The organism is Bradyrhizobium tropiciagri (assembly GCF_018130545.1).
GTDB lineage: Bacteria > Pseudomonadota > Alphaproteobacteria > Rhizobiales > Xanthobacteraceae > Bradyrhizobium > Bradyrhizobium tropiciagri_A.
Map to the genome: position 1 here is coordinate 208,206 of NZ_JAFCKF010000002.1, position 20,750 is coordinate 228,955.

A 20,750-nucleotide genomic window follows, 5' to 3' on the forward strand; every position below is an offset into this window, starting at 1 on the left:
TCAAGGCGAGATCTGTGAAGGCGCAGGCTGCGTCATTTCGGTCCACGCGAACAACGAAGACGAGCCATGCGATTCATTCGCCCGCAAACTTATTTACTTACCTGATCTACTAAACTATATAGCGGTCAGCCAACACATTGAATGATGGCTCTTAGCTCTCTGCTAAGCCTCCCAAACCTCCGGCAATGCCCTGCCGGAGGTTTTTGATTCAAGGGCAGGGCCCGGCCATTACGCGAGCGTGCTCCCGTCGTCGCTGTCTCCGATTCGAGGCCGTCAAGATTTGACGGAATCGATCCGCAGTGCATTCTCGTCAGTCATGGGACGCTTCAAGAACAGCCGCCTGGCTCGGATGAGCAGCGGCCATTATTGCTTGATCCGGGATCTCGGGCTGGTGAAGGGCGGCAAGGGGTTGCGGCACCATGAGGTGGTGATCGACTTCTCCTGGCGCGGCCTCTGGCGTTTCCTGTTCCCACCGCGTCCCGTGCTACCGGCACAAGATGCCGGCGGATTCCGTACCGATGCGGCCATCACGTCTGCTCCCGGCAACAGCGTCGTCGGCTCCAGCCATTCGCATTAGAGCATGATCCGGAAGAGTGCGAAGCGGCTTTCCGAACAGATCATCCCAAAATAAGAATCTAAAGCGCGATGACGATTAAGCCAATCTCATTGCGCCTGGACCGGCGCACCGGCCGCGTCATCGTTTCAGCGCCCGTGGCGCGCGTTGGAAATTCTGGTAGCGCGATCAGCGTTGTCGCGAGCCGTCTGTTCAGGACGTTCGCGATCGTCGCTTCCGATTGTTGCAGTCGGATTGTTCGCAGAGCGGAATGAATTCGTTACGTCGCGCGCTGCCTCGATCCGCTGCACGCGGCTCGTTGGCGCGCGAGGGCAGGCGGCGTTGCTGCGCGATAATTCGGTGATGTAGACTGCTTCAGCCAAGCGGTTGGGACTGCGATCCGCGCTCCAACCGAAAAGAAAAATCAGGGCGAGAAAAATCAAGGAACGGATCTTACATGAAGGATTTTGCCGGAAAGATTGCCGTCATCACCGGTGGCGGCACGGGCATGGGACGTGAGCTGGCGCGGCAGCTCGTCGCCGAGGGGTGCAACGTCGCGATGTGCGATGTCTCGGCCGAGGCGATGGCCGAGACCAAGCGGCTCTGCGAGGTCGAGAAGCTGCCGCAGGGCCTGCGCATCACCACGCACGTTGCCGACGTCTCGATCGAGGATCACTACAAGCGCTTCCGCGATGAGCTGATCGAGCAGCAGGCCACCGACAAGATCCATCTGCTGTTCAACAATGCTGGCATCGGCGGCGGCGGCAGCCTGTTCACGAACACCCGCGAGCAGTGGGAACGCACCTTCAACATCTGCTGGGGCGGCGTCTATCTCGGCGTCCGCACCTTCCTGCCGCTGCTGGTGAAGGCCGACGAGGCGCACATCGTCAACACCTCGAGCGTCAACGGCTTCTGGGCTTCGGTCGGTTTGGGTGTATCGCACACCGCCTACAGCGCCGCGAAATTCGCCGTAAAAGGCTTCACCGAGGCGATGATCAATGATCTCCGTCTCAACGCGCCGCATGTGAAGTGCTCGGTGGTGATGCCCGGCCACATCGGCACCTCGATCGTGTCGAACTCGCGCAAGGTGCAGAACGGCGCTGACCAACTCAATCCCGATGAGCTCAAGCAGGCCCGGCAGCGTCTGCAAGGGCAGGGCATCGATGTCGCCAAGATGTCGGATGCCGACATCCAGCAGCTCGCGCTCGATCGCGCCCGCATCTTCCACGACGAGGCGCCGACCACGGCGGCGGCCGCGGCCAAGATCATCCTCGACGGAGTCAAGGCCGATCGCTGGCGCATCCTGGTCGGCGACGACGCGCATCTGCTCGACGAGCGCGTGCGCAAGACCCCGGAGCAGGCCTACACGCCGGAGTTTTATCAAGGCATCGTGGCGGCGACCGGCTGGAAGGTCGGCTGATTACGGAAGACCCGTCGTCCCCCGCGCAAAGGCAAAGCTTTTGCGCGGGGGTGACGGGATCAGCGCTTCCTTGTTGCTATCAACTATCCGCGCATCGCGCGTTGCCGCGATCCCGCCTGATAGGCGAGGCGGTAATGCCCTGAGCAATAGGGCATGCCGCCGAGCGGCGTGTTGCCGCAGAAGCAGAAATCATCGGCGCCCGGCGTGCTGATCGGCCAGCGGCAGCGCTGTTCGCTGAGCTCGAACAGTGAGCAATTGTTGGCGCTGACAACGGGCGCGTCGTCGGCGGGCTGTTCGTAGAGCGATTGAAGCAACTGGAGCTGCTGTTTCGCGGTCGCCCGTTGCGCGGCGTGTGCGCTGGATTTCTTGCGCCGTGCGCGGCGTTCATCCGGCGTCGTGCGCATCAGGTTCAGCCGCGACAGCTTGCCGATCACCGCATTGCGGCTGACGCCGATATTGACGGCGATGTCGCGGCAGGAGAGGCCGGCTTCAAAGTAGATCTTGAGTTGGTCGACGCGCTCCGGCGTCCAGGTCTCTTGGTTGGCAATCATCTGACGGTTCCACGTTCTGTGTTGAACCGCCGCGCCGACAAACGCGCCCTTCGTTCTTGAGCTTCGCGCAAACGCTTCGCGCTTGTCGCGAGGGATCATGCTCTCAGGGCGTGCGTCCGTTATCGCGGATTGCAAGCAACCCGTCCTTGATGGCGAGCCGAATGCCTTCCTCGATCAATGTCCGTGCGACGCCCGGGACGCTCGTGCCGTGGGTGCCCTGTCTCACCAGCTTCTCGAGGTATCCGATGGTCGAGAGCGCCAACGTGACCGGGACGCGGTCGGTTTCGGCCTTTTCCGTAGCCATGGTGAAACGCTTAACTCTGAACGCCTGTACTGAAAAGTATCTATTTAGAGTCTATTTAGGAATGCGGCAGCCCGTCAAGCCGCCCGCCGAAAAATGCGGAGCCGCGCCGGAGCTCAGCTCCAGCGCGGTGACTTCGTTAGATTACTTAGGCAAATGAGATAGTTAGGGTCGCAATTCGACCTTGACCGGGAACTTCTTCAGAAGCCGCTCCGCCGTTTCGGCCTTGTCCGGCGGTGCCTTCACACTGAGGTACAGCCCGCGCGACGGGTCGGTGATGGCGTCAACGCTGACCTCGCCGGACAACCCTTCCAGCGCCAGGAGCTCGCGCGCGGCCTCGCCGGCGGCGATCTCGCGCAGCTTGGGCTTGAAGATCTTGCCGACCGGCGTGACCGGCATCTCAGGGATTACCGACACCACGCGCGGCCGCGCCGGCGGCTCCAGGATGTTCTCCTGCACGAAAGCCGCGAGCGCGTTCGGATCGATCTGGGCGCCCGGCTGTGCCGAGACGAACAGCATCGGGACTTCGCCGGCATAGGTGTCGGGACGCCCGACAGCCGCAGCCAGCGCCACGCCCGGAAACGCCAGCGCCGCGTCCTCAATGGCGCGCGGATCGATGTTGTGGCCGCCGCGGATGATGACGTCCTTGGCGCGGCCCAGGATGTAGACGAAACCGTCGGCATCGATCCGGCAGATGTCGCCGGTGCGCAGCCAGCCGTCGCGGAACGCTTCATCGGTCTGCTTCTTGTCGACGTAACCGGCGAACACCTGCGGGCCCCGGGTCAAGAGCTCGCCGACCGGCGAGGGCCACGGCCCAGTGTGAAGTTTGCCGCCCTCGAGGATCGCAAGCTCGACCAGCGGATTGCGGGTGCCGACGCTCTCGGCGCGCGGTTTCACGCCATGCACGTCATGGGTGATGGCGCCGGCGAGCTCGGTCATGCCGTAAAGCTGCTGGATGCAGGCGCCGCCCCAGGTCGCGAGATAGCGCCGCTCGATCTCCGGCGGGCAGATCGAGGCGCCGGTGGCGGTGACGCGCAGCGTCGAGATGTCGCTCTCTCCGACTGGAACGTCGGCCAGCGCCCCGAGGATGGTCGGCACGTTGCCGGCGATGTTGATGCGGTATTGCTCGATGATTTGCCAGAAGTTCCGGACCAGCGCCGGGTCGCGCGCGCCGGCGGGGCCGGGGATCACCATTGTCGTGCCCGCCGACAGGCAATTGGCGGAGGTGCAGAACAGGCCGCCGACATGGAACAGCGGCATCGTGATCATCGCGCGCTCGCCGCGATGGAAATCGAGCGCCATCCGCGACGAGACGGTCGAGGCGACCATCGCGCGGTTGGTGAGCCGCGCCACCTTGGGATGGCCTGTCGTGCCGCCGGTCGGCAGCATCACCGCGACCCGCTCGGCCTCGCTCATGTCCCCGGACTTGCCGTAGTCGTCGCGCCAGGCCGGATCAGGTTGCAGCACCTTGCCGTCGAAGGCGATGGCGCCGTCGAGCGGGACGATCACGATGCCTTTGAGCGACGGCACCTCGCGCTGCAGGCCTTCGACCCGCTCATAGAGCCCGCCCGGCATGCCCGGTGGCGGCGCCAGCAGCAGCTTTGCGTTGATCGCATTGAGCTGGGCGACGATCGCTTCGCGGGTGAATAGCAGATTGAGCGGTTCGGCGACACCGCAGGCGGCTGCGCCGAAGATCGCGACGATGCTTGCCGGACAAGCCGGCACCAGGATCGCCACCGCATCATCCTTGTCGATGCCCCGGCCGCGGAAATAGTTTTCTGCAGCCTTGATCGAGCCCATCAATTGATTGTTCGAGATCACGACCGGGTTGGGATCGAGCGGCGAGCGCAGATAGATCGCGGCCTCAGCGTCCGGCGCGGCCTGCGGGCCGCGGGCAATGAGATCGAGGATGCGCGGGCAGGCGGCGAGCGTCTCCTGCATCTCGTTGTCGCGCGCAGCTTCGTCGGCCGGCGAAAGCCTGTCCTTCAGCATATCCGTCCCCGTCCATTTTTGTTCGTTGGGACAGGGATTGTATCGAGCCGTGCTTGCGGAACACAAGTGCGGCTTATCGACCAGCTGTCAGCCGTGGACCACCGATTTGGCGATCATGCAGTGAATGCCCTTGGAGCCGTTCACCGTCTGCGTGACCCGCAGGTCGGCGGCCAGGCTGCACAGCGTGTAGGCGTCCTCGCGCGACAGATTGCGCTTCTCGCCGAGCAGCACGATCATGTCGCGCAGCGCCCGCACCACGCATTGGTCGAGGTCGGGATCCATCGCCATCGTCATGTAATGGTCCGCGGTCTCGGCGCGCGGATAGGCGAGTTTGAGATCCTTGCGTAGGGTGAGGCGGAAGCGCCCGGTGAGCGCGGTCTCGATCGCGGTGACGCAGACCTCGCCGTCGCCCTGCACGCCATGGCCGTCGCCGCAGGAGAACAGCGCGCCCGGCACGAACACCGGCAGATAGAGCTTGGCGCCGGCGCCGAGCTCCTTGTTGTCGAGATTGCCGCCCGTCGCGCGCGGGATCAGCGAGGAGATGCGGCCCCAGGCCGGCGGCGGCGAGACGCCCATCACGCCGAAGAACGGCTTCAGCGGCAGGTCAAGGCCCCAGGGCATGCGGCCGACCATGCGCGCGCGATCGAGCGGGATGTTGAGGATGCGCGTCTCATGGAAATCGTCGGGCAGGGTGCCGGACAGCGGCTTGATCAGGTTGTAGCCCCAGTCCTGGCGGAGCTGGACGTCGAGGATGTCGACCTCGAGCACGTCGCCGGGCTCGGCGCCGGCAACCGCGATCGGGCCGGTCAGGATGTGCCCGGGCACCATCCGCTCACACTTCGCATGGATCTCGTCGAGCTCCGGCGGGACATGGAATTTGCTTCGATCGGGCACCACATCCGCGCCGCCGCTGACGGTCTCGATCGTGACCTCATCGCCGCTCGCAATCGTCAGGACCGGCTTCAGCTTTGCTTCGAAGAAGCCCCAATGGCAGGTTTCGGGGCTGGATTTCAGGTGATGATGGGTCATGTGACGTCTTTTGATTGGTTTCCCAGCAGCGTATGACGCTGTAGCAGAACTTCGCAGAGGCTTCCCTTGTTTTTTGTGCTCTCCAAGACGCTCGGCATCATGCTGCTGCCGATCAATTTCCTGATCGGCATCGGCGTGATCGGCGCCGTGCTGTCGCTAACGCGGTTTGCGCGTCTCGGCCGCAGGCTGATGGTGGCGGCGCTGCTGCTGCTCGCGATCTGCGGTTTCTCGCCGCTCGGGAATGTCCTGATCGCGACACTGGAGCAACGCTTCCCGCCATGGGACGCCTCGCGCGGCGCGCCCGACGGCATCATCGTGCTTGGCGGCTCGATCGATGCCGATTTGTCGGTCGCGCACGGCACGCCTGTCGTGCGCAGTGCGGCCGATCGCGTCATCGCTGCGGCGGCGCTTGCGCGCAAATACCCGAACGCGCGGCTGGTGTTCACCGGCGGCAGCGCGAACCTGATCTCGAACGATGCGCGCGAGGCCGACTATGCCGCCGAGATGTTCGAGAGCCTCGGCATTCCCGGGTCGCGATTGACCATCGAGCGCCGCTCGCGCAACACGGTGGAGAACGCCGAGTTCTCCAAGGCGCTGGTCGATCCCAAGCCGGGTGAGCGCTGGCTGCTCGTGACCTCTGCCTATCACATGCCGCGCTCGGTCGGGCTGTTCCGCAAGGCGGGATTCAATGTCGAGGCCTATCCGGTCGACTGGCGGGTCGGCAACGTCATGAGCTTCGCGACGCTGGCGATCGAGGGGCTGTCGCGCACCGATCTCGGCACGCGGGAGTGGATCGGGCTCGTGGCCTATCATCTGGCCGGCAAAACCGACGATCTGCTGCCGGGACCGGCGGCGCGGTAGCGCAACGCACCTGTCGCTTCGCCCGTCCATTCCAGCTAACATCCATGCAACAGGCGGCGCCAAGCCGCCGATCACGGGAGCTTACGCATGCAGCAACAGACACCGCCGGAACAGTTCGATCTCGCCGCCATCGTCGCCGATCTGAACAATCTACTGCGGCTGAAGACCACGGTGATCGGCATCAAGATGTTCGCGCGCGTCGAGGAGATGGAGGCGATTCCAAAAATCCGCCGGCCGTCGGCGGTGCACACCACGGATCAGATCGTCAGCATGGCCTCGCGGCTCGGCTGGACCGTCGGCATCACCGGCGACGATCTGGTCGGTGCGCAATGCCGCGCGGTGATCGGGCTCGCGCCGCAGGATGAGAAGTGGCTTGCCGGCGAGAACTATGTCGGCGTCTGGCACGGCACCGCCGAAGACGCGCGCAAGCGCCAGGAGGCGCTCGACGTGGTGCCTTACGGCCAGTACCAGGCGATGGCGGTGAGCCCCTTGACCAGCGGTCGGCTCAACCCGCCGGATATCTGCCTGGTCTATGCGACGCCGGGGCAGATGATCATCCTGATCAACGGGCTGCAGTACACCGGCTACAAGAAGTTCGAATGGGGTGTGGTCGGCGAGACTGCCTGTGCGGACTCGTGGGGACGGGCGCTGAAGACCGGTGAGCCGAGCCTGTCGCTGCCGTGCTTCGCCGAGCGCCGCTATGGCGGTGTGCCCGACGAGGAGATGTTGATGGCGCTGCCGCCGGCCTATCTGGTGAAGGCGATCGCCGGGATGAAGCAGCTCGCCAAGAATGGCCTGCGCTACCCGATCGCGCCCTATGGCATCCAGGCCGATGTCCGCGCCGGCATGGGGGTGTCGTACAAGAAATAGGCTCTGAAAATAGCCGATTGCGTCGCCGCGTCCGCGATGACAAAAGGGCGCCCAATTCGCTGCGCAGGGAGCCTGATCCATGTCCTCGTCGAAACTCGATATCGTCGTCTACGGCGCGACCGGCTTCACCGGCCAACTGGTCGCCGAATATCTCGCGGCGAACTATCGCGACGGTAGCCTGAAATGGGCGATGGCCGGGCGCAGCAAGGACAAGCTCGCCGCGGTTCGTGATGCGATCGGCGCGCCCGCCGACACGCCGCTGATCGTTGCCGACGCTAGCGACGCCGCATCGCTGAAGGCGATGCTGGCGCAGACCAAGTCGGTCATTTCGACGGTCGGCCCGTATCAGCTCTATGGCAATGAGCTGATCGCCGCCTGCGTGGAGGCCGGCACCGACTATTTCGATCTCTGCGGCGAGCCGGTCTGGATGCGGCAGATGATCGACAAATACGAGGCCGCGGCAAAGGCCAACGGCGCGCGCATCGTGTTCTCCTGCGGCTTCGACTCGGTGCCGTTCGAGCTCGGTGCGTTCTTCGTCCAGGAGGAAGCCAAGCGGGTGTTTGGCGCGCCGGCGCCGCGCGTCAAGGGTCGGGTGCGCGACATGCGCGGCACGCTGTCGGGCGGCACTGCGGCAAGCGCGAAGGCGACGTTCGATGCGGTCGCCAAGGACCTCAGCCTGGTTGCGATCCTCAACAATCCGTTCGCACTGACGCCGGGCTTCGAGGGCCCGAAGCAACCGCGCGGCAGCAAGCCGGCCTATGAGGAGGATCTGCACTCGTGGACCGCGCCGTTCATGATGGCGCTGATCAACACGCGCAACGTCCACCGCTCCAACATGCTGATGGGCTTTCCCTACGGACGGGACTTCGTCTACGACGAGATGGTCCTGACCGGTCCCGGCGAGAAGGGCGAGGCCAATGCAAAGAAGGTGATGGCGCTCAACGCCGAGAAGACCGGCCCGAGCGCGCCGAAGCCGGGCGAGGGGCCGTCAAAGGAAGAGCGCGACAACGGCCGCTACGATCTGCTCTATCTCGCAATCGCGCCCGACGGCCGCATGGTCCGCGCCGGCATCAAGGGCGATCGTGATCCCGGCTACGGCTCGACCTCGAAGATGATCTCGGAATGCGCGATCTGCCTGTTGCGCGATACGCCCGACGTCGCCGCCGGCTTCTGGACGCCGGGAGCTGCGATGCAGGGCAAGCTGATCAAGCGCCTGGTTGATCACGCCGGGCTGACGTTCGAGGTCGAGAAGTAGCTTTGCGCAACTTTGCGCGATGTCATCGCCCGGTTCGACCGGGCGATCCAGTACGCCGCGGCCTATCCGCCCAAGCACGGACGTCTCTGGAATACTGGATCACCCGCTTTCGCGGATGATGACAGCCAGGCGCTACGCCGCCGCCCGCGGATTATACGCGTACATGAAGTCCATGCCCTTGGACGACACCGGCAGCAGCAGCTTCAGGATGTGATCGCGCAGCCAGGCGCCGGTCGGGCTGAATTCACGCTTGTTGTTGCCGTTGCGGCGGGCGATCGCGACGATCTTCTCGGCGCGCGGACGCCGCTCGTGCTCGAACGCCTGGAAGGTCATGCCGAGCTCCTGGCCGTCGCGCATCAGCATGCCGAGCCGCAGCGCATCCTCGAGCGCGAGCGATGCGCCCTGGCCGGCATGCGGGCTGGTGGCGTGCGCGGCGTCGCCGATCAGCAGCGTGCGCTTGCGCGACCAGGTCGGCAGCGTCGCGACGTCGAGCGTGTCGGTGACCCCGATGTTCTCGGCGGCCTCGATGATCTCGGGGATCGGCGCGTGCCAGCCGGCGTGAAAATCGCGCAGATGCTGCTTGATCGCGTCCTGGGTCTGCAGCCGGTAAGCCGCCGCGGTCATGCCGTGCGAGGGCTGCGTGCTCCACCACATCGCACCTGCATCCGGATCGGGGCTGCACATTCCGTAGCCGAAGAAGCCGCTTTGTCCGAACGTGGTCTCGACCTTCCGGCCGATCGGCAAGTGCTCGATCACCTTGCGCGGCACGAAGCCGCCGAAGCCGAGCAGCCCGGTGTCGAACGGCGTCGGCCCGTCCGGGATCACGTGCCGCCGCACCGCCGAATGCACGCCGTCGGCGCCGATCACGAAATCTCCCTCGGCGGTGGTGCCGTCGTTGAAATAGGCGATCACCGGCTGATCGCCGCGGTCCTCGATCTTCACCAGCTTCTTCTCGAAGAACACCGAGACGTTGGAGGCCCAGGCCTTGTCGATCAGCGTCTCATTCAAGGTGGCGCGGCACATGTTCACCGCGGGCTGGCCGAAGCGCTGCTGCATATTCTGGTTGAGCGAGCCGAGTTTCTTGCCGCCCTGCGAATAGAAGTCGAAGGACTCGGCGATCGAGCCGTTGCGGATCAGTTCGTCGGCGAGGCCGAGCTCGGCCAGCACATGCATGCCGTTCGGCGCGATCTGCAATCCGCCGCCGATCCCGGTCGAGTAGGGCCAGGCTTCATAGAGCTCGGCCTCGATGCCGGCGCGGGTCAGGAACATCGCGGTCACGGGACCTGCGATGCCGGCGCCGATGATGAGTGCCTTGCGGGGACGTCTGGTCATCATGTCTTGCTCCATGCATCCGTGTCGGCTAGGAAGGGTCAGCGGCTAATCATCTTAGTTGCTAAGATATTTATCTTTTGAGGTAAGAGGTCGCCCTTGTCAAGCGCCAAATCGCGCGATGCGCTGATGCAGCAACTCGAAGAGGCCATGCGGCGGTCCTCGGCGCAGGGCGTGATGTATGGTCAAGCCGTTGCAAACATGGCCGGAATTTCAAATTCCGACATGGAGTGCATGGACATCCTCCACCTTGAGGGGCGAGTGACTGCAGGAAGGCTCGCCGAAGTCACCGGGCTGACCACCGGCGCGATCACCGGCGTGGTCGATCGTTTGGAGAAGGCGGGTTACGTGCGCCGCGAGCGGGACGAGAGCGACCGCCGCAAGGTCTTCATCTCGGTGGTGGAGGACAAGGCGATGGAGATCGGCCGGTTCTACGTGCCGATGCAAAACGCGATGCTCAAGCTCTGGAGCAGCTACACCGACGACGAATTGCGCCTGCTGCTGCGCTTCGCCAATGACGGCTACAAGGGCGTGTTGCAGGCGACCGAAGCACTGAAGGCGGTGATCGACATGCCACCGGAGCAGCGCGCCAACCTCAAGCTGCCGCCGAAGTCTCGTCGCTGATTTCGGCCGATGTCGCGCGATAGCGCTCGGCTGCTGCGTACATGCCCCACATCGTGCCGAGCATCATCCAGAAGTGCCGCCAATGGTCGGTGTCGATGATGAAGCTCTCGCCGGCGATGCCGAGGAATGCCGAGAAGATCGCAAGATAGTCGCGCTGCCACGGCACCCGCGTGTAGATGTAGCGGAAGCCGATGATCACGCTGACGAACACCAACGCCGGATAGCAGATCCCCGAGATCCAGCCGCCCGACATGAAGGCGTTGAGGAAGGAGTTGTGGGTGTCCTCGGGGAAGTAGGTATGGAATTGCAGCGGCCCGATGCCGAATGGCAATTCCAGTGCCATCTGGGCGCCGAGGATGTGGCGTCCGAAGCGGCCGAAGCGGCCTTCGTCGTAGCTCTGGTCGAAGCTCGCGCGCTGCTTGAACATGTCGGCGACCGAGCCGATCGAGAGCAGCACCGCGATCAGCGCAACCGCCAGGACCGCGGCGATCAAGGTCATCACGATGATGCGCGAGCGCTGCGCCTGCGAGCGGCTGGTGAACACCATCAGCGCCAGCATGAAGGCCGCGGTGATCAGGAGGCCGCCCCAGGCGGCACGGGAGAACGACAGCAGGATCGCAAGCGAGATGATGCCCAACGCGATGGCATTGCGGAACGCCTTGCCGAAGCGGTCGGAGACCACGCTTTGCAGCGTGAACAGCGCCGGCAGGATCAGGAACGCGCCGAGCACGTTGGGATCCTTGAAGGTGCCGCGGGCGCGATCATACAGCGTCAGCAGGTCGTAGCCGCCGGGCACCAGGTGGAAGTAGCCGGCGATGCCGGCGAGCGAGGCGATCATCGCGCCGACGATCAGGCCGCGGCGCAGCATGTCGAGCCGCGCTCCGGTGTCCTCCGACATCACCATCGCGAAGAAGACGACGGTGACGGCCATGTACCAGGAGGTGAGCACCCAGTTCATCACCTCCGGCTTATCGAGGAACGGCACCGCGCCGATGCTGTAGCCGACATTGAGCACGATCAGCGTGAACAGCAGCGGCATGAACACGAGCTGCATGCGCAGGCCCGTGGCGAAGAACAGCACGCAGGCGGTCAGCGTGACGAGTTCATACGGGCTCGGCTCGATGAACACGATGGCGATCGACGCGCCGGCCAGCCACACCAGCGCCCGCTGCAGCGCCAGCACGCCTGACGGCGTTGATGTCAGCGATTGGGACGTCCCGGCTGTCGCCGCATAGGCCATCGGATACTCACGCAACGCAACAGATACACAACGTGACGCTCGCTTCGGTAAGGGGCGTCAGTGGCGACGGCAATGGATCTCAGTACGCGTTCTCGTTCTTCGTAATCAGCGAGAACGGGGTCTTGAGCAGGATGTAGAGGTCGAACAGCACCGACCAGTTCTCGATGTAATAGAGGTCGTATTCGACGCGCTTCTGGATCTTCTCGTCGGTGTCGACCTCGCCGCGCCAGCCGTTGATCTGGGCCCAGCCGGTGATCCCCGGCTTGACGCGGTGGCGCGCGAAGTAGCCGTCGACGGCCTCGTCGAACAGGCGGTTCTCGAGCTTGCTCTGCACCGCGTGCGGACGCGGGCCGACCAGCGAGAGATTGCCCTTCAGCACGACGTTGAACAGCTGCGGCAATTCGTCGAGCGAGGTCTTGCGGATGAAGCGGCCGACGCGGGTGACGCGCGGATCGTTCTTGGTCACCACCTTGGAGGCGGTGGGATCGGCCTGGTGGTGGTAGAGCGAGCGGAATTTGTAGACGTCGATCCGCTCATTGTTGAAGCCGAAGCGCTTTTGGCGGAACAGCACCGGGCCGGGGCTGTCGAGCTTCACCGCGAGCGCCACCAGTCCCAGCACCGGCAGCGCGGCAAGCAGGGCCAGGCCACCGACCACACGGTCGAACAGCCATTTCAGCACCAGGTCCCAATCGGTGATCGGCGCCTCGAACACATCCAGCGTCGGCACCTTGCCGAGATAGGAATAGGAGCGCGGCCGGAAGCGCAGCTTGTTGGTATGGGCCGACAGGCGGATGTCGACCGGCAGCACCCAGAGCTTCTTCAGCATCTCCAGGATGCGGGTCTCGGCCGATATCGGCAGCGCGAACAGCACGAGGTCGACGCGGGTGCGGCGGGCAAACTCGACGATGTCGTCGACCTTGCCGAGCTTCGGCGAGCCGGCGCAGGTCTCCATCGCGCGGGCGTCGTTGCGGTCGTCGAACACGCCGAGCACGTGGATGTCGGTGTCGTCATCGGCGTTCAGCGCCTCGATCAGCTGCTCGCCGTTCTGGTCGGCGCCGACGATGATGGTGCGGCGGTCGAGCCGGCCATCATGCGCCCAGGCGCGCACCATCGAGCGCAGCGCTAGCCGTTCGGCGATCAGGACCGCGAGGCCGACGCAGAAGAACGACGACAGCCAGACCCGCGACACTTCGCCACCGAGCTTGACCAGGAAGGAAACGCCGATGAACAGCAGGAAGACGAAGGCCCATGACGAGATCATCCGCGTCATCTGGCGGAGCTGGCCGCGGAAGATCTGCACCTGGTAGATATCGGCGGCCTGGAAGCAGACCACGGCCGCGGCCGACATGCCGAGGATCGAGGTGACGTATCCCCAATGGATGCCGCCGCCGGCGAGCGGCCTGACATAGGCGAGATAGAGCCCGACGCCGACCAGACTGAGCAGCACGAAATCGGCGAGGCGAACCACGCCGGCGATCACGACCGGCGAGTAGGCGCCGCGAACTTTCTGATTGGTGATGGCGAGCGCTGCCGGCGACAGGCGGCGGCGGCGTTCGACCTGCGGCTGGGCGGCCGTCGCTGACGCAGCGGCATCCAGCATCGAGCGTGCGTTAAACGGTTCCACGGATCCACGTCCATTCCTGCGCATGCAGATGGGCATCCGCGCGCAGCAGCGAAATTCCCCTGGACGTGACTTAAGGGGACAAATCGGAAGAAACGGTTACGTGTGTAAGAAGTGGTTAACGTTTGGCAAATGCATCGCGATAACCGGCCAGCACGCCGTCGACCATTGCGCTCTGTGAGAAATGCTCGGAAATCCGCTCGCGCAGTTGCTGCGCGCGCGCCGCCGTTGCCGTCGGATTGTCGAGCGCGGCTTTGATGGCGTCGGCCATCGCTCCCGCATTGCTCGGTGCGAACAAAGCGTCGGTGTGGGTATCGAATATCTCCGGGATGCCGCCGACATTGGCGGCGATCATCGGAACGCCGGCGGCGCCGGCCTCGATCACCACGTAAGGCATCGAATCGCCGCGCGAGGGAACCACCAGCAGGCCGCCCTTGGAGAAGCCGAAGCGCGCCTTGACGTGGCCGATGAAGCGGACGGCCTCGCCGAGCGACAGCCGCTTGACCTGCTCTTTCAGGCGCTCGAATTCCTCACCATCGCCGCCGAGCGTCAGCGTCACCGGCTTGCCCTCGGCACGCAGTTTCGCCACCGCGTCGATCAGGAGATCGGCGCCCTTGATGCGCCGGAACTCGCCGACATAGGCCACATCAGTGGCGTCGTCGGCCTTCGGGACCGGCTCGAATTCCTCCGACGTGACGCCGTTGAAGACGCAGCGCACGAGGCCTGTCGGCTTGCCCACGGTGCGCTGATAGGTGTCGCGGGCAAATGCGCTCTCGAACAGGAACAGGTCGGTGCTGTTCATCAGCGTGCGCTCGAGCTGGCTGTAGAAGCGGCCCTTCCAGGTGTCGAGCGGGTAATGCAGCGAGCCGCCGTGCGGCGTATAGACCCGGATCACCTTGTTCGAGCGCCGCCGCAAGCGGACATAGGCGCCGGCCTTGGCGCCATGGCCGTGCACGACGTCGGGTTTCAGCTTGCGGATCAGCCCGGCGATATGCGCCCAGACCATGAAGTCGGCGAAGCGCGGCTCGCGGCGGATCGCCACGCGGTGGACGCCGAGCTTGAGCCGCGGCTCGATCTCGGCCAGCACCGCGTCGGCGCGGGTGCCGCCGGTCAGGCTGTCGGCGACGATACCGACATGGTGGCCGCGTTCGATCTGGCCGTTGGCGACGTCGAGGATGTGACGAATGATGCCGCCGACCGGGGCACGGACGACATGCAGGATGCGGAGCGGCGGTTGCTGGTTTTGATCCTTCGCCATCGATCAGAACCAGCGTTCGCCGACGAACACGGTGTCGCCGGGGCCGATCGGCGTGCCCAGGGGGACGACGAAGCGGCCCGCGCCCGATGCATCGGTGTGGGTGAGGGTGACCTCGTCGCGCCGGGCGCGCGGCGAGAAGCCGCCGGCGATCGCCACCGCGCTCTCGACCGTCATGTTGGGCACGTAAGGATATTGGCCGGGGGCCTGGACTTCGCCGAGAATGAAGAACGGTCGGTAGGATTCGATCTCGACCGCCACCGAAGGTTCGCGGATGAAGCCGTTGCGCAGCCGGGCCGTGATCTCGGCGGCAAGCCCGGCCGGTGTCCGGCCGCGTGCCGGCACCGAGCCGATCAGCGGCATCGTGATCGCACCGGCGGCGTCGATCGCATAGGAGTTGGTCAGGCCTTCCTGGCCGTAGACCACGACGCGAAGCTTGTCGCCGGGGCCGAGATTATAGGCCTCGCGCGACAGCGCCGGCTCGGCATAGGCGATCGGCGCAGCATAGGAGGGCTGGCCGTAAGCCATCGAATCGAGGCCGGGATCGCCGGCGACCGGCGACGTCCGGCCCATGCAGCCCGACAGCGAGAGCGCAGCAATCAGACAAACAAGGGGAGTGCGCAGATCGCGCATGTGAAGAATCCCACGAAAATTCCGGCCCCGATTAACGGCACTCATGGTTAACAAAGGGTGACGGGTTGGGTGGTGCGGGCGATGTCCGTCAACCCCGCCGATTAACCCAGCAGCAACCTTAATGGACTGTAATCGCCGCCATTGAGGTGGAGTCGCGGCGTCCGCGGGAGTTGGTTATGCGGTTTGCATTCTGGCGTAGAGACAAGGACAAGGCCGTCGTGCAACGGGCGGTGCCGAAGTCTGCGCCCATTGCCGATGAGGCTGTCGTGAAGCCGGCTTCGCCGAAGCCCGCTCCCGACAAGCCGGCGCGTCCATCCGAGGCAACCGATCTCGATTTGCATGTGCTCGGTCGTGCGCTGGCGCGCAAGCGCGGCTGGATCATCGTGCCGACTGTGCTGGTATTTGCTTTGTCGCTTGCCGCCGTCAACGTCGTGACGCCGCGCTACAAGTCCGAAGCGCGCATCCTGATCGACAATCGCGAGAACGCCTTCCTGCGCCCGAACGGTGAGCGCGACACGGAGCGCACCTCGCTCGATGCCGAGGCCGTGACGAGCCAGGTGCAGCTGTTGCTGTCGCGCGATCTCGCGCGCGACATCATCAAGAAGAACAAGCTCGCCGAGCGCCCGGAGTTCGATCCGGTGCTGCGCGGCTTTTCCCCGTTGAAGTCGCTGCTGGCGCTGTTCGGCATCGGTCGTGACCCGTTCAGCCTGACGCCGGAAGAGCGGGTGCTCGATTCCTATTACGAGCGCTTCCAGGCCTATGCTGTCGACAAGTCGCGCGTCATGGTGATCGAATTCCAGTCGGAGGATCCCGAGCTGGCGGCGCGCGTCGCCAACTCGATCGCGGACGGCTATCTCGTGCTGCAGCAGGGCGCACGGCAGGATCAGGCCAAGTCCGCCAGCACCTGGCTGCTCGGTGAGATCGACAAGCTGCGCACCAAGGTGGCCGACGCCGATTCGCGGGTTGAGGAATTCCGCTCCAAGTCGAGCCTGTTCGTCGGCACCAACAACATCCCGCTGTCGAATCAGCAGATGGGCGAGCTGAACACCCAGCTCAACAATGCCCGCGCGCTGAAGGCGGATGCCGAGACCAAGGCGCGGCTGATCCGCGAGATGCTTCAGGGCGGCAAGCCGATCGAGGCCTCGGAAGTGCTCAATTCCGAGCTGATCCGCCGGCTCGCCGAACAGCGCGGCACGCTGCGCGCGCAGCTTGCCGAGCAGTCCTCGACCTTGCTCGACAACCATCCGCGCATCAAGGAATTGAAGGCGCAGATCGCCGACCTCGACCGCCAATTGCGCGAGGAGGCAGGCAAGATCTCGCGCTCGCTGGACAATGATGCCCGGGTGGCTGATGGCCGCGTGCAGGCGTTGCAGGCGAGCCTCGACCAGTCGAAGAAGCAGGCCTCGTCGAGCAACAGCCAGGACGTGCAGCTGCGGGGGCTGGAGCGTGAAGCCAAGGCGCAGCGCGATCTGCTGGAAGCCTATCTTGCCAAGTATCGCGAGGCGACTGCACGCGAGAACATCGAGGCGGCGCCGACCGACGGCCGCATCATCTCGCGGGCCACGGTCTCGAACACGCCGGCCTATCCGAAGAAGCTACCGATCGTGCTGATCTCCACGCTGGCGACGCTGTTGCTGTCGGCCGGCATCATCATCACCGGCGAACTGCTGCGGATCACCGCGCCCGGTGCGGTCGGCCGCGCCTTCGCGCCGGCAGCGGCCGTGATCCGGCGCCGCGAGCCGGTCATGGAGACCGCGGCCGTGGACGAGCCGGCACCGATGCTGCCGCCAGAACCCGCGCGTGCGTCGCCGCTTGCACCGCAGATGCCGCCGGAGCCTGAATTGCCGCCGGCGCCCGCAGTCGCCTATGAGCCCGTCATCAGCGATCCGCAGCCTGCGCCGGCCCATGTGGTCGACGAGATCGATGAACTTGCCGAGCGTCTTGTCGCGGCCGGTCCGGCCGCCCACAAGGTCACGGTCCTCGGTCCGGCTGCCGGTGAGAGCGTGACGGCGACCGCGTTGACGCTGGCCCGTCTGATGGCGCGCCAGGCCAAGGTCGTGGTGGTCGATCTGGTCGCGTCCTCGCCGGTGCTGGCGGCGGCCACCGTCGACCCCGCCGCGCCCGGTCTTGCCGAGCTGATGCAGGGCGAAGCGACGTTCGCGCAGATCATCACCAAGGATCGGCAGTCGCGGGTTCAGATCGTCAGCGCCGGACGTCCGGGCTTCGACCGCAGCCATCTGCAATCGCCGCGGCTCGTGCTTGCAATCGACGCGCTGCTCAGGGTCTACGACCACGTGCTGCTCGACGCCGGTTCGGCCGTAGACCTGCCGGCCGAACTCTTGACCGCGAAGGCGCAGGCCGTCGTGGTGCCCGATGCCACCATGGCGCAGGATGCCCGCCGTTCGATGGTCGGTCAGCTCAGGGCCGTCGGCTTCTCCGAGGTGACGATGCTGAGCAAGCCCTGCGCGCCATCTGTGGCGGTCGCACCGGGCCCCCGGGTGGTGGCGGCCTGAACCAGGTTCTAAAGCGCGATGAGATCAGGTTGGATCGTCATCGCGCTTTCTCTTCCGCAAGCCGCTTCGCGCTTTTCCCCATGCGTCAGTGCGCCAGCATTGGCTCGCGCGCGGCTCGCTCCAGCACCGGATCGATCCGCAGCCGGATCGTGACGAGGGCGCCGATCAGTCCGACGACCGCGAGCAGCAGCAGGCCTGCGGTGAATCCACCGGTCAGGTCCTTCAAATAGCCCATCGCGAACGGGCCGGCGAAGCCCGAGAGGTTGCCGAGCGAGTTGATCGCGGCAATGCCCGCGGCGGCCGAGGCGCCGTTCAGGATGCTGGCCGGCATCGGCCAGAACATCGGCGGCACCGCGGATACACCGATCTGCGCGATGCAGAGCAGGCCGATGATCAGCACCGGACTGGAGACCAGCCCGGCGAGGCCGATGCCGACGGCGGCCAGCGTCAATGCGCCGGCGACGTGGTAGCGCCGCTCACCGGTCTTGTCGGAATGGCGGCCGAGCAGCACCATGCCGACCGCGCCGAACACGAAGGGCAGGGCGGCGATGAAGCCGGTCTGGGTGTCGGTCACGCCAAACGCCTTGATGATGGTCGGCAGGAAGAATGCGACGCCATAGCTCGCCGCGTTGAGGCAGAAATACACCAGCGCGCAGGCGAGCACCCGCGAATCGGTGAGCGACTGCATGACCGAGATATGCTCGACGGCTTCCTTCTTCTGCCGCTCGATCTCAAGGGTGTTCTGCACCCATTTGATCTCGTCGGGCTGCAGCCAGTTTGCCTGGCGCGGGAAGTCGGGCAGCATCGCCAGCACCGCGAAGCCGACCAGGACCGACGGCAGCGCTTCGCAGATGAACAGCCACTGCCACCCGGTCAGGCCTGCGCCGGACAAATTGAGCAGCAGGCCGGAAATCGGCGCCCCGATGATGCTGGAGATCGGGATCGCGAGCATGAACAGGCTGATGACGCGGGCGCGGTAGATCGTCGGGAACCAGAGCGTCAGGTAGAAGATGATGCCGGGGAAGAACCCGGCCTCGCAGGCGCCGAGCAAGAGGCGCAGGAAGTAGAAGATCCACTCGCTCGAGAAGCCGCTCGCCGCCGACATCTGCGGGATGAACGCGAATGCCGCCGAGACAATGCCCCAGCTGATCATGATGCGGGCGATCCAGCGCCGCGCGCCGAACCGTTCAAGCAGGATGTTGGAGGGCACTTCGAAGAAGAAGTAGCCGACGAAGAACAGACCCGCGCCGAGTCCATAGGCGGCTTCGCTAAGGCCAAGCGCCGTGTTCATGTGCAGCTTGGCGAAGCCGACATTGACGCGATCGAGATAGGCCACGAAGTAACACAGGATGAGGAACGGGATCAGCCGCCGCATCATCTTTCCAATCGCGCGCTTCTCGACATCGTCGCTCATCGTTCCCATCCCTTCTGGCTTTTCGATTCGGCGCACGGTCATCGCGCTGTCCGGGGTGGTACAGTCTACACCCGCAGCGGTCCGTCGCTCTGCCCTTGCAAGTTGTCTTGCAAGCCTTGCGTTCATTGTTGTGTAATTGACGGCCGCGTGACTAATGGCATTTGGGAATGGAGCCACGGCGAAACTGTCATGATGCACCGCGGTATAACCGCGGGAACCCGAGTATTTTCAGCGAAGTGGATACCGGGTCGCGTGTTGAAGACACGTCGAGACAAGAAGCCGGAGTTCTGTTCGTTCCGATTGAATCGGATCGGACGGCTCTTGCCGGGCAGGATGGTGACGGGCCGTGATCAATAATCTGAAATTGCGCCAGTTGCGCCTGCTGGTCGCGCTCGACAGCGAGCGCAAGCTGCAGCTGGCCGCCGAACGCCTCAACATCACCCAGTCGGCGGCATCCAAGATGCTGGCCGAGATCGAGGCGGTGGCGCGGGTTCCATTGTTTGAGCGGACGGCGCGCGGCGTCGAGCCGACTGCCTATGGCTCGATCCTGATCCGGGGGGGCCGCAGCGTGCTGGCCGACCTTGACCGGGTCACCAATGAATTCGCCGGCTACCGATCCGGCGAGCTCGGCACCGTCTCGGTCGGGACCGTGGCCAAGCCCAGCATCGACCTCGTCGTCGATGTCATGCAGTATCTCGGCGAGAAGCTGCACCGGGTGAGCATTTCGCTCGATGTCAGCACCAGCCCGCCGCTGGTCGCGCGGCTGCTCGCGCTTGAGCTCGATTTCATCGTTGCGCGAATACCCGCCGGGGTCGACCCGGCGCAGTTCGACTATCACGAGATCGGCGCCGAGCAGGCCGCTCTCCTGGTCCGCGCCGAGCATCCGCTGGCCGCGCTCGACAGCGTCAATCTGGAAGACACCGTCGACCTGCAATGGATCTCCCAGCCGCGCGAATCCTTCATGCGCCAGGCGCTCGAGCGGCTGTTCTACAGCCGGGGCATTGCGCCGCCGCAGCGCATGATCAACACCGAATCCTTTTCCGCGTCGATCGGAATTGCCGCGGGGATCGATGCGATCGTGCCGGTGCCGCTGCTGATCTTCGACCTGCTCGATCCGCAGCGCTTCAAGATGCTGCGCATCCGCGACCAGCTGATGCTCGAGAGTTATGGGCTGATCAAGCTGCGCAGGCGCGCGCTGTCGCCGGCCGCGATGCTGGTGTTCGATGCGATGATGCGGCTCGGTGTCGAGAGCGGACGGCAGGCGTCCGAGGGCTCACCTGCCTAGACGT

19 protein-coding genes are annotated in these 20,750 nt (G+C 64.9%); 8 read left to right on the forward strand and 11 right to left on the reverse strand.

Annotated elements, in window-relative coordinates; genetic code table 11:
- Nucleotides 1-349: 349 nt before the first annotated feature.
- Nucleotides 350-577: a hypothetical protein gene (locus tag JQ616_RS07560; protein WP_249136647.1), complete on the forward strand. Its 228-nt coding sequence runs from the start codon at nucleotides 350-352 to the stop codon at nucleotides 575-577.
- A 125-nt stretch (nucleotides 578-702) separates the two neighbouring features.
- On the opposite strand, the gene JQ616_RS07565 is transcribed toward JQ616_RS07560, so the two are convergent.
- Nucleotides 703-996 carry a hypothetical protein gene (locus tag JQ616_RS07565; protein WP_212013431.1) on the reverse strand — a complete coding sequence of 98 codons (294 nt, stop codon included), beginning with the start codon at nucleotides 994-996 and terminating at the stop codon, nucleotides 703-705.
- Between the two features lie 14 nt (nucleotides 997-1,010).
- Here JQ616_RS07565 and JQ616_RS07570 point away from each other — a divergent pair, with 14 nt between their 5' ends.
- Entirely contained in the window at nucleotides 1,011-1,973 is a 963-nt protein-coding gene (locus JQ616_RS07570) for an SDR family oxidoreductase (RefSeq protein WP_212013432.1), read from the forward strand.
- A gap of 83 nt (nucleotides 1,974-2,056) precedes the next feature.
- Here JQ616_RS07570 and JQ616_RS07575 read toward each other — a convergent pair whose 3' ends face one another.
- The 4 genes from JQ616_RS07575 to JQ616_RS07590 form a co-directional block, all read right to left on the reverse strand.
- The gene (locus JQ616_RS07575; protein WP_212013433.1) at nucleotides 2,057-2,524 is read right to left on the reverse strand and encodes a GcrA family cell cycle regulator; all 468 of its coding nucleotides are present in this window, start codon (nucleotides 2,522-2,524) and stop codon (nucleotides 2,057-2,059) included.
- Nucleotides 2,525-2,627: 103 nt separating this feature from the next.
- Nucleotides 2,628-2,828: a hypothetical protein gene (locus tag JQ616_RS07580; protein ID WP_016844973.1), complete on the reverse strand. Its 201-nt coding sequence runs from the start codon at nucleotides 2,826-2,828 to the stop codon at nucleotides 2,628-2,630.
- Nucleotides 2,829-2,990: 162 nt separating this feature from the next.
- Nucleotides 2,991-4,817 (reverse strand): AMP-binding protein, encoded by a 1,827-nt coding sequence (locus JQ616_RS07585; RefSeq protein ID WP_212013434.1) that lies wholly within the window; start codon nucleotides 4,815-4,817, stop codon nucleotides 2,991-2,993.
- A gap of 87 nt (nucleotides 4,818-4,904) precedes the next feature.
- Nucleotides 4,905-5,846 (reverse strand): acetamidase/formamidase family protein, encoded by a 942-nt coding sequence (locus JQ616_RS07590; RefSeq protein ID WP_212013435.1) that lies wholly within the window; start codon nucleotides 5,844-5,846, stop codon nucleotides 4,905-4,907.
- A gap of 66 nt (nucleotides 5,847-5,912) precedes the next feature.
- On the opposite strand from JQ616_RS07590, the gene JQ616_RS07595 reads away from it, so the two are divergent.
- The 3 genes from JQ616_RS07595 to JQ616_RS07605 all read left to right on the forward strand — a co-directional run bounded on the left by JQ616_RS07595 (nucleotide 5,913) and on the right by JQ616_RS07605 (nucleotide 8,832).
- Nucleotides 5,913-6,707 (forward strand): YdcF family protein, encoded by a 795-nt coding sequence (locus JQ616_RS07595; RefSeq protein WP_212013437.1) that lies wholly within the window; start codon nucleotides 5,913-5,915, stop codon nucleotides 6,705-6,707.
- Nucleotides 6,708-6,794: 87 nt separating this feature from the next.
- Nucleotides 6,795-7,577 (forward strand): DUF169 domain-containing protein, encoded by a 783-nt coding sequence (locus tag JQ616_RS07600; protein ID WP_212013439.1) that lies wholly within the window; start codon nucleotides 6,795-6,797, stop codon nucleotides 7,575-7,577.
- A gap of 79 nt (nucleotides 7,578-7,656) precedes the next feature.
- Entirely contained in the window at nucleotides 7,657-8,832 is a 1,176-nt protein-coding gene (locus JQ616_RS07605; protein ID WP_212013442.1) for a saccharopine dehydrogenase family protein, read from the forward strand.
- Nucleotides 8,833-8,964: 132 nt separating this feature from the next.
- On the opposite strand, the gene JQ616_RS07610 is transcribed toward JQ616_RS07605, so the two are convergent.
- Nucleotides 8,965-10,164: an FAD-dependent oxidoreductase gene (locus tag JQ616_RS07610; protein ID WP_212014732.1), complete on the reverse strand. Its 1,200-nt coding sequence runs from the start codon at nucleotides 10,162-10,164 to the stop codon at nucleotides 8,965-8,967.
- Nucleotides 10,165-10,311: 147 nt separating this feature from the next.
- Between JQ616_RS07610 and JQ616_RS07615 the strand changes: the two genes are divergently transcribed.
- Entirely contained in the window at nucleotides 10,312-10,785 is a 474-nt protein-coding gene (locus JQ616_RS07615) for a MarR family transcriptional regulator (protein WP_249136649.1), read from the forward strand.
- On the opposite strand, the gene JQ616_RS07620 is transcribed toward JQ616_RS07615, so the two are convergent.
- The 4 genes from JQ616_RS07620 to JQ616_RS07635 form a co-directional block, all read right to left on the reverse strand.
- Complete coding sequence (locus JQ616_RS07620) at nucleotides 10,757-12,025, reverse strand: O-antigen ligase family protein (RefSeq protein WP_212013444.1); 1,269 nt, start codon at nucleotides 12,023-12,025, stop codon at nucleotides 10,757-10,759. The genes JQ616_RS07615 and JQ616_RS07620 overlap by 29 nt on opposite strands.
- A 79-nt stretch (nucleotides 12,026-12,104) precedes the next feature.
- On the reverse strand, nucleotides 12,105-13,649 hold the full coding sequence (locus tag JQ616_RS07625; RefSeq protein WP_212013445.1) for an undecaprenyl-phosphate glucose phosphotransferase: 1,545 nt from the start codon (nucleotides 13,647-13,649) through the stop codon (nucleotides 12,105-12,107).
- A 115-nt stretch (nucleotides 13,650-13,764) separates the two neighbouring features.
- The gene (locus JQ616_RS07630; protein ID WP_212013446.1) at nucleotides 13,765-14,904 is read right to left on the reverse strand and encodes a glycosyltransferase family 4 protein; all 1,140 of its coding nucleotides are present in this window, start codon (nucleotides 14,902-14,904) and stop codon (nucleotides 13,765-13,767) included.
- 3 nt (nucleotides 14,905-14,907) lie between these two features.
- Nucleotides 14,908-15,534 (reverse strand): polysaccharide biosynthesis/export family protein, encoded by a 627-nt coding sequence (locus JQ616_RS07635; protein ID WP_212013447.1) that lies wholly within the window; start codon nucleotides 15,532-15,534, stop codon nucleotides 14,908-14,910.
- Nucleotides 15,535-15,710: 176 nt separating this feature from the next.
- Between JQ616_RS07635 and JQ616_RS07640 the strand changes: the two genes are divergently transcribed.
- Nucleotides 15,711-18,047 carry a GumC family protein gene (locus tag JQ616_RS07640; RefSeq protein ID WP_212013448.1) on the forward strand — a complete coding sequence of 779 codons (2,337 nt, stop codon included), beginning with the start codon at nucleotides 15,711-15,713 and terminating at the stop codon, nucleotides 18,045-18,047.
- A gap of 85 nt (nucleotides 18,048-18,132) precedes the next feature.
- Here the strand turns inward: JQ616_RS07640 and JQ616_RS07645 are convergent, their stop codons facing one another.
- Nucleotides 18,133-19,470: an MFS transporter gene (locus JQ616_RS07645; protein WP_212014734.1), complete on the reverse strand. Its 1,338-nt coding sequence runs from the start codon at nucleotides 19,468-19,470 to the stop codon at nucleotides 18,133-18,135.
- 337 nt (nucleotides 19,471-19,807) lie between these two features.
- On the opposite strand from JQ616_RS07645, the gene JQ616_RS07650 reads away from it, so the two are divergent.
- The gene (locus tag JQ616_RS07650; protein ID WP_212013449.1) at nucleotides 19,808-20,746 is read left to right on the forward strand and encodes a LysR family transcriptional regulator; all 939 of its coding nucleotides are present in this window, start codon (nucleotides 19,808-19,810) and stop codon (nucleotides 20,744-20,746) included.
- The last annotated feature ends 4 nt before the right edge of the window (nucleotides 20,747-20,750 follow it).

Excerpts from the sequence above, each read along its gene's own strand:
- JQ616_RS07600 (WP_212013439.1), top strand. The coding sequence starts at position 6,795 with ATGCAGCAACAGACACCGCCGGAACAGTTCGATCTCGCCGCCATCGTC.
- JQ616_RS07580 (WP_016844973.1), bottom strand. The coding sequence starts at position 2,828 with ATGGCTACGGAAAAGGCCGAAACCGACCGCGTCCCGGTCACGTTGGCG.
- JQ616_RS07575 (WP_212013433.1), bottom strand. The coding sequence starts at position 2,524 with ATGATTGCCAACCAAGAGACCTGGACGCCGGAGCGCGTCGACCAACTC.
- JQ616_RS07560 (WP_249136647.1), top strand. The coding sequence starts at position 350 with ATGAGCAGCGGCCATTATTGCTTGATCCGGGATCTCGGGCTGGTGAAG.
- JQ616_RS07645 (WP_212014734.1), bottom strand. The coding sequence starts at position 19,470 with ATGGGAACGATGAGCGACGATGTCGAGAAGCGCGCGATTGGAAAGATG.
- JQ616_RS07610 (WP_212014732.1), bottom strand. The coding sequence starts at position 10,164 with ATGACCAGACGTCCCCGCAAGGCACTCATCATCGGCGCCGGCATCGCA.
- JQ616_RS07630 (WP_212013446.1), bottom strand. The coding sequence starts at position 14,904 with ATGGCGAAGGATCAAAACCAGCAACCGCCGCTCCGCATCCTGCATGTC.
- JQ616_RS07585 (WP_212013434.1), bottom strand. The coding sequence starts at position 4,817 with ATGCTGAAGGACAGGCTTTCGCCGGCCGACGAAGCTGCGCGCGACAAC.
- JQ616_RS07640 (WP_212013448.1), top strand. The coding sequence starts at position 15,711 with ATGCGGTTTGCATTCTGGCGTAGAGACAAGGACAAGGCCGTCGTGCAA.
- JQ616_RS07615 (WP_249136649.1), top strand. The coding sequence starts at position 10,312 with ATGCGGCGGTCCTCGGCGCAGGGCGTGATGTATGGTCAAGCCGTTGCA.
- JQ616_RS07620 (WP_212013444.1), bottom strand. The coding sequence starts at position 12,025 with ATGGCCTATGCGGCGACAGCCGGGACGTCCCAATCGCTGACATCAACG.
- JQ616_RS07635 (WP_212013447.1), bottom strand. The coding sequence starts at position 15,534 with ATGCGCGATCTGCGCACTCCCCTTGTTTGTCTGATTGCTGCGCTCTCG.
- JQ616_RS07605 (WP_212013442.1), top strand. The coding sequence starts at position 7,657 with ATGTCCTCGTCGAAACTCGATATCGTCGTCTACGGCGCGACCGGCTTC.
- JQ616_RS07590 (WP_212013435.1), bottom strand. The coding sequence starts at position 5,846 with ATGACCCATCATCACCTGAAATCCAGCCCCGAAACCTGCCATTGGGGC.
- JQ616_RS07570 (WP_212013432.1), top strand. The coding sequence starts at position 1,011 with ATGAAGGATTTTGCCGGAAAGATTGCCGTCATCACCGGTGGCGGCACG.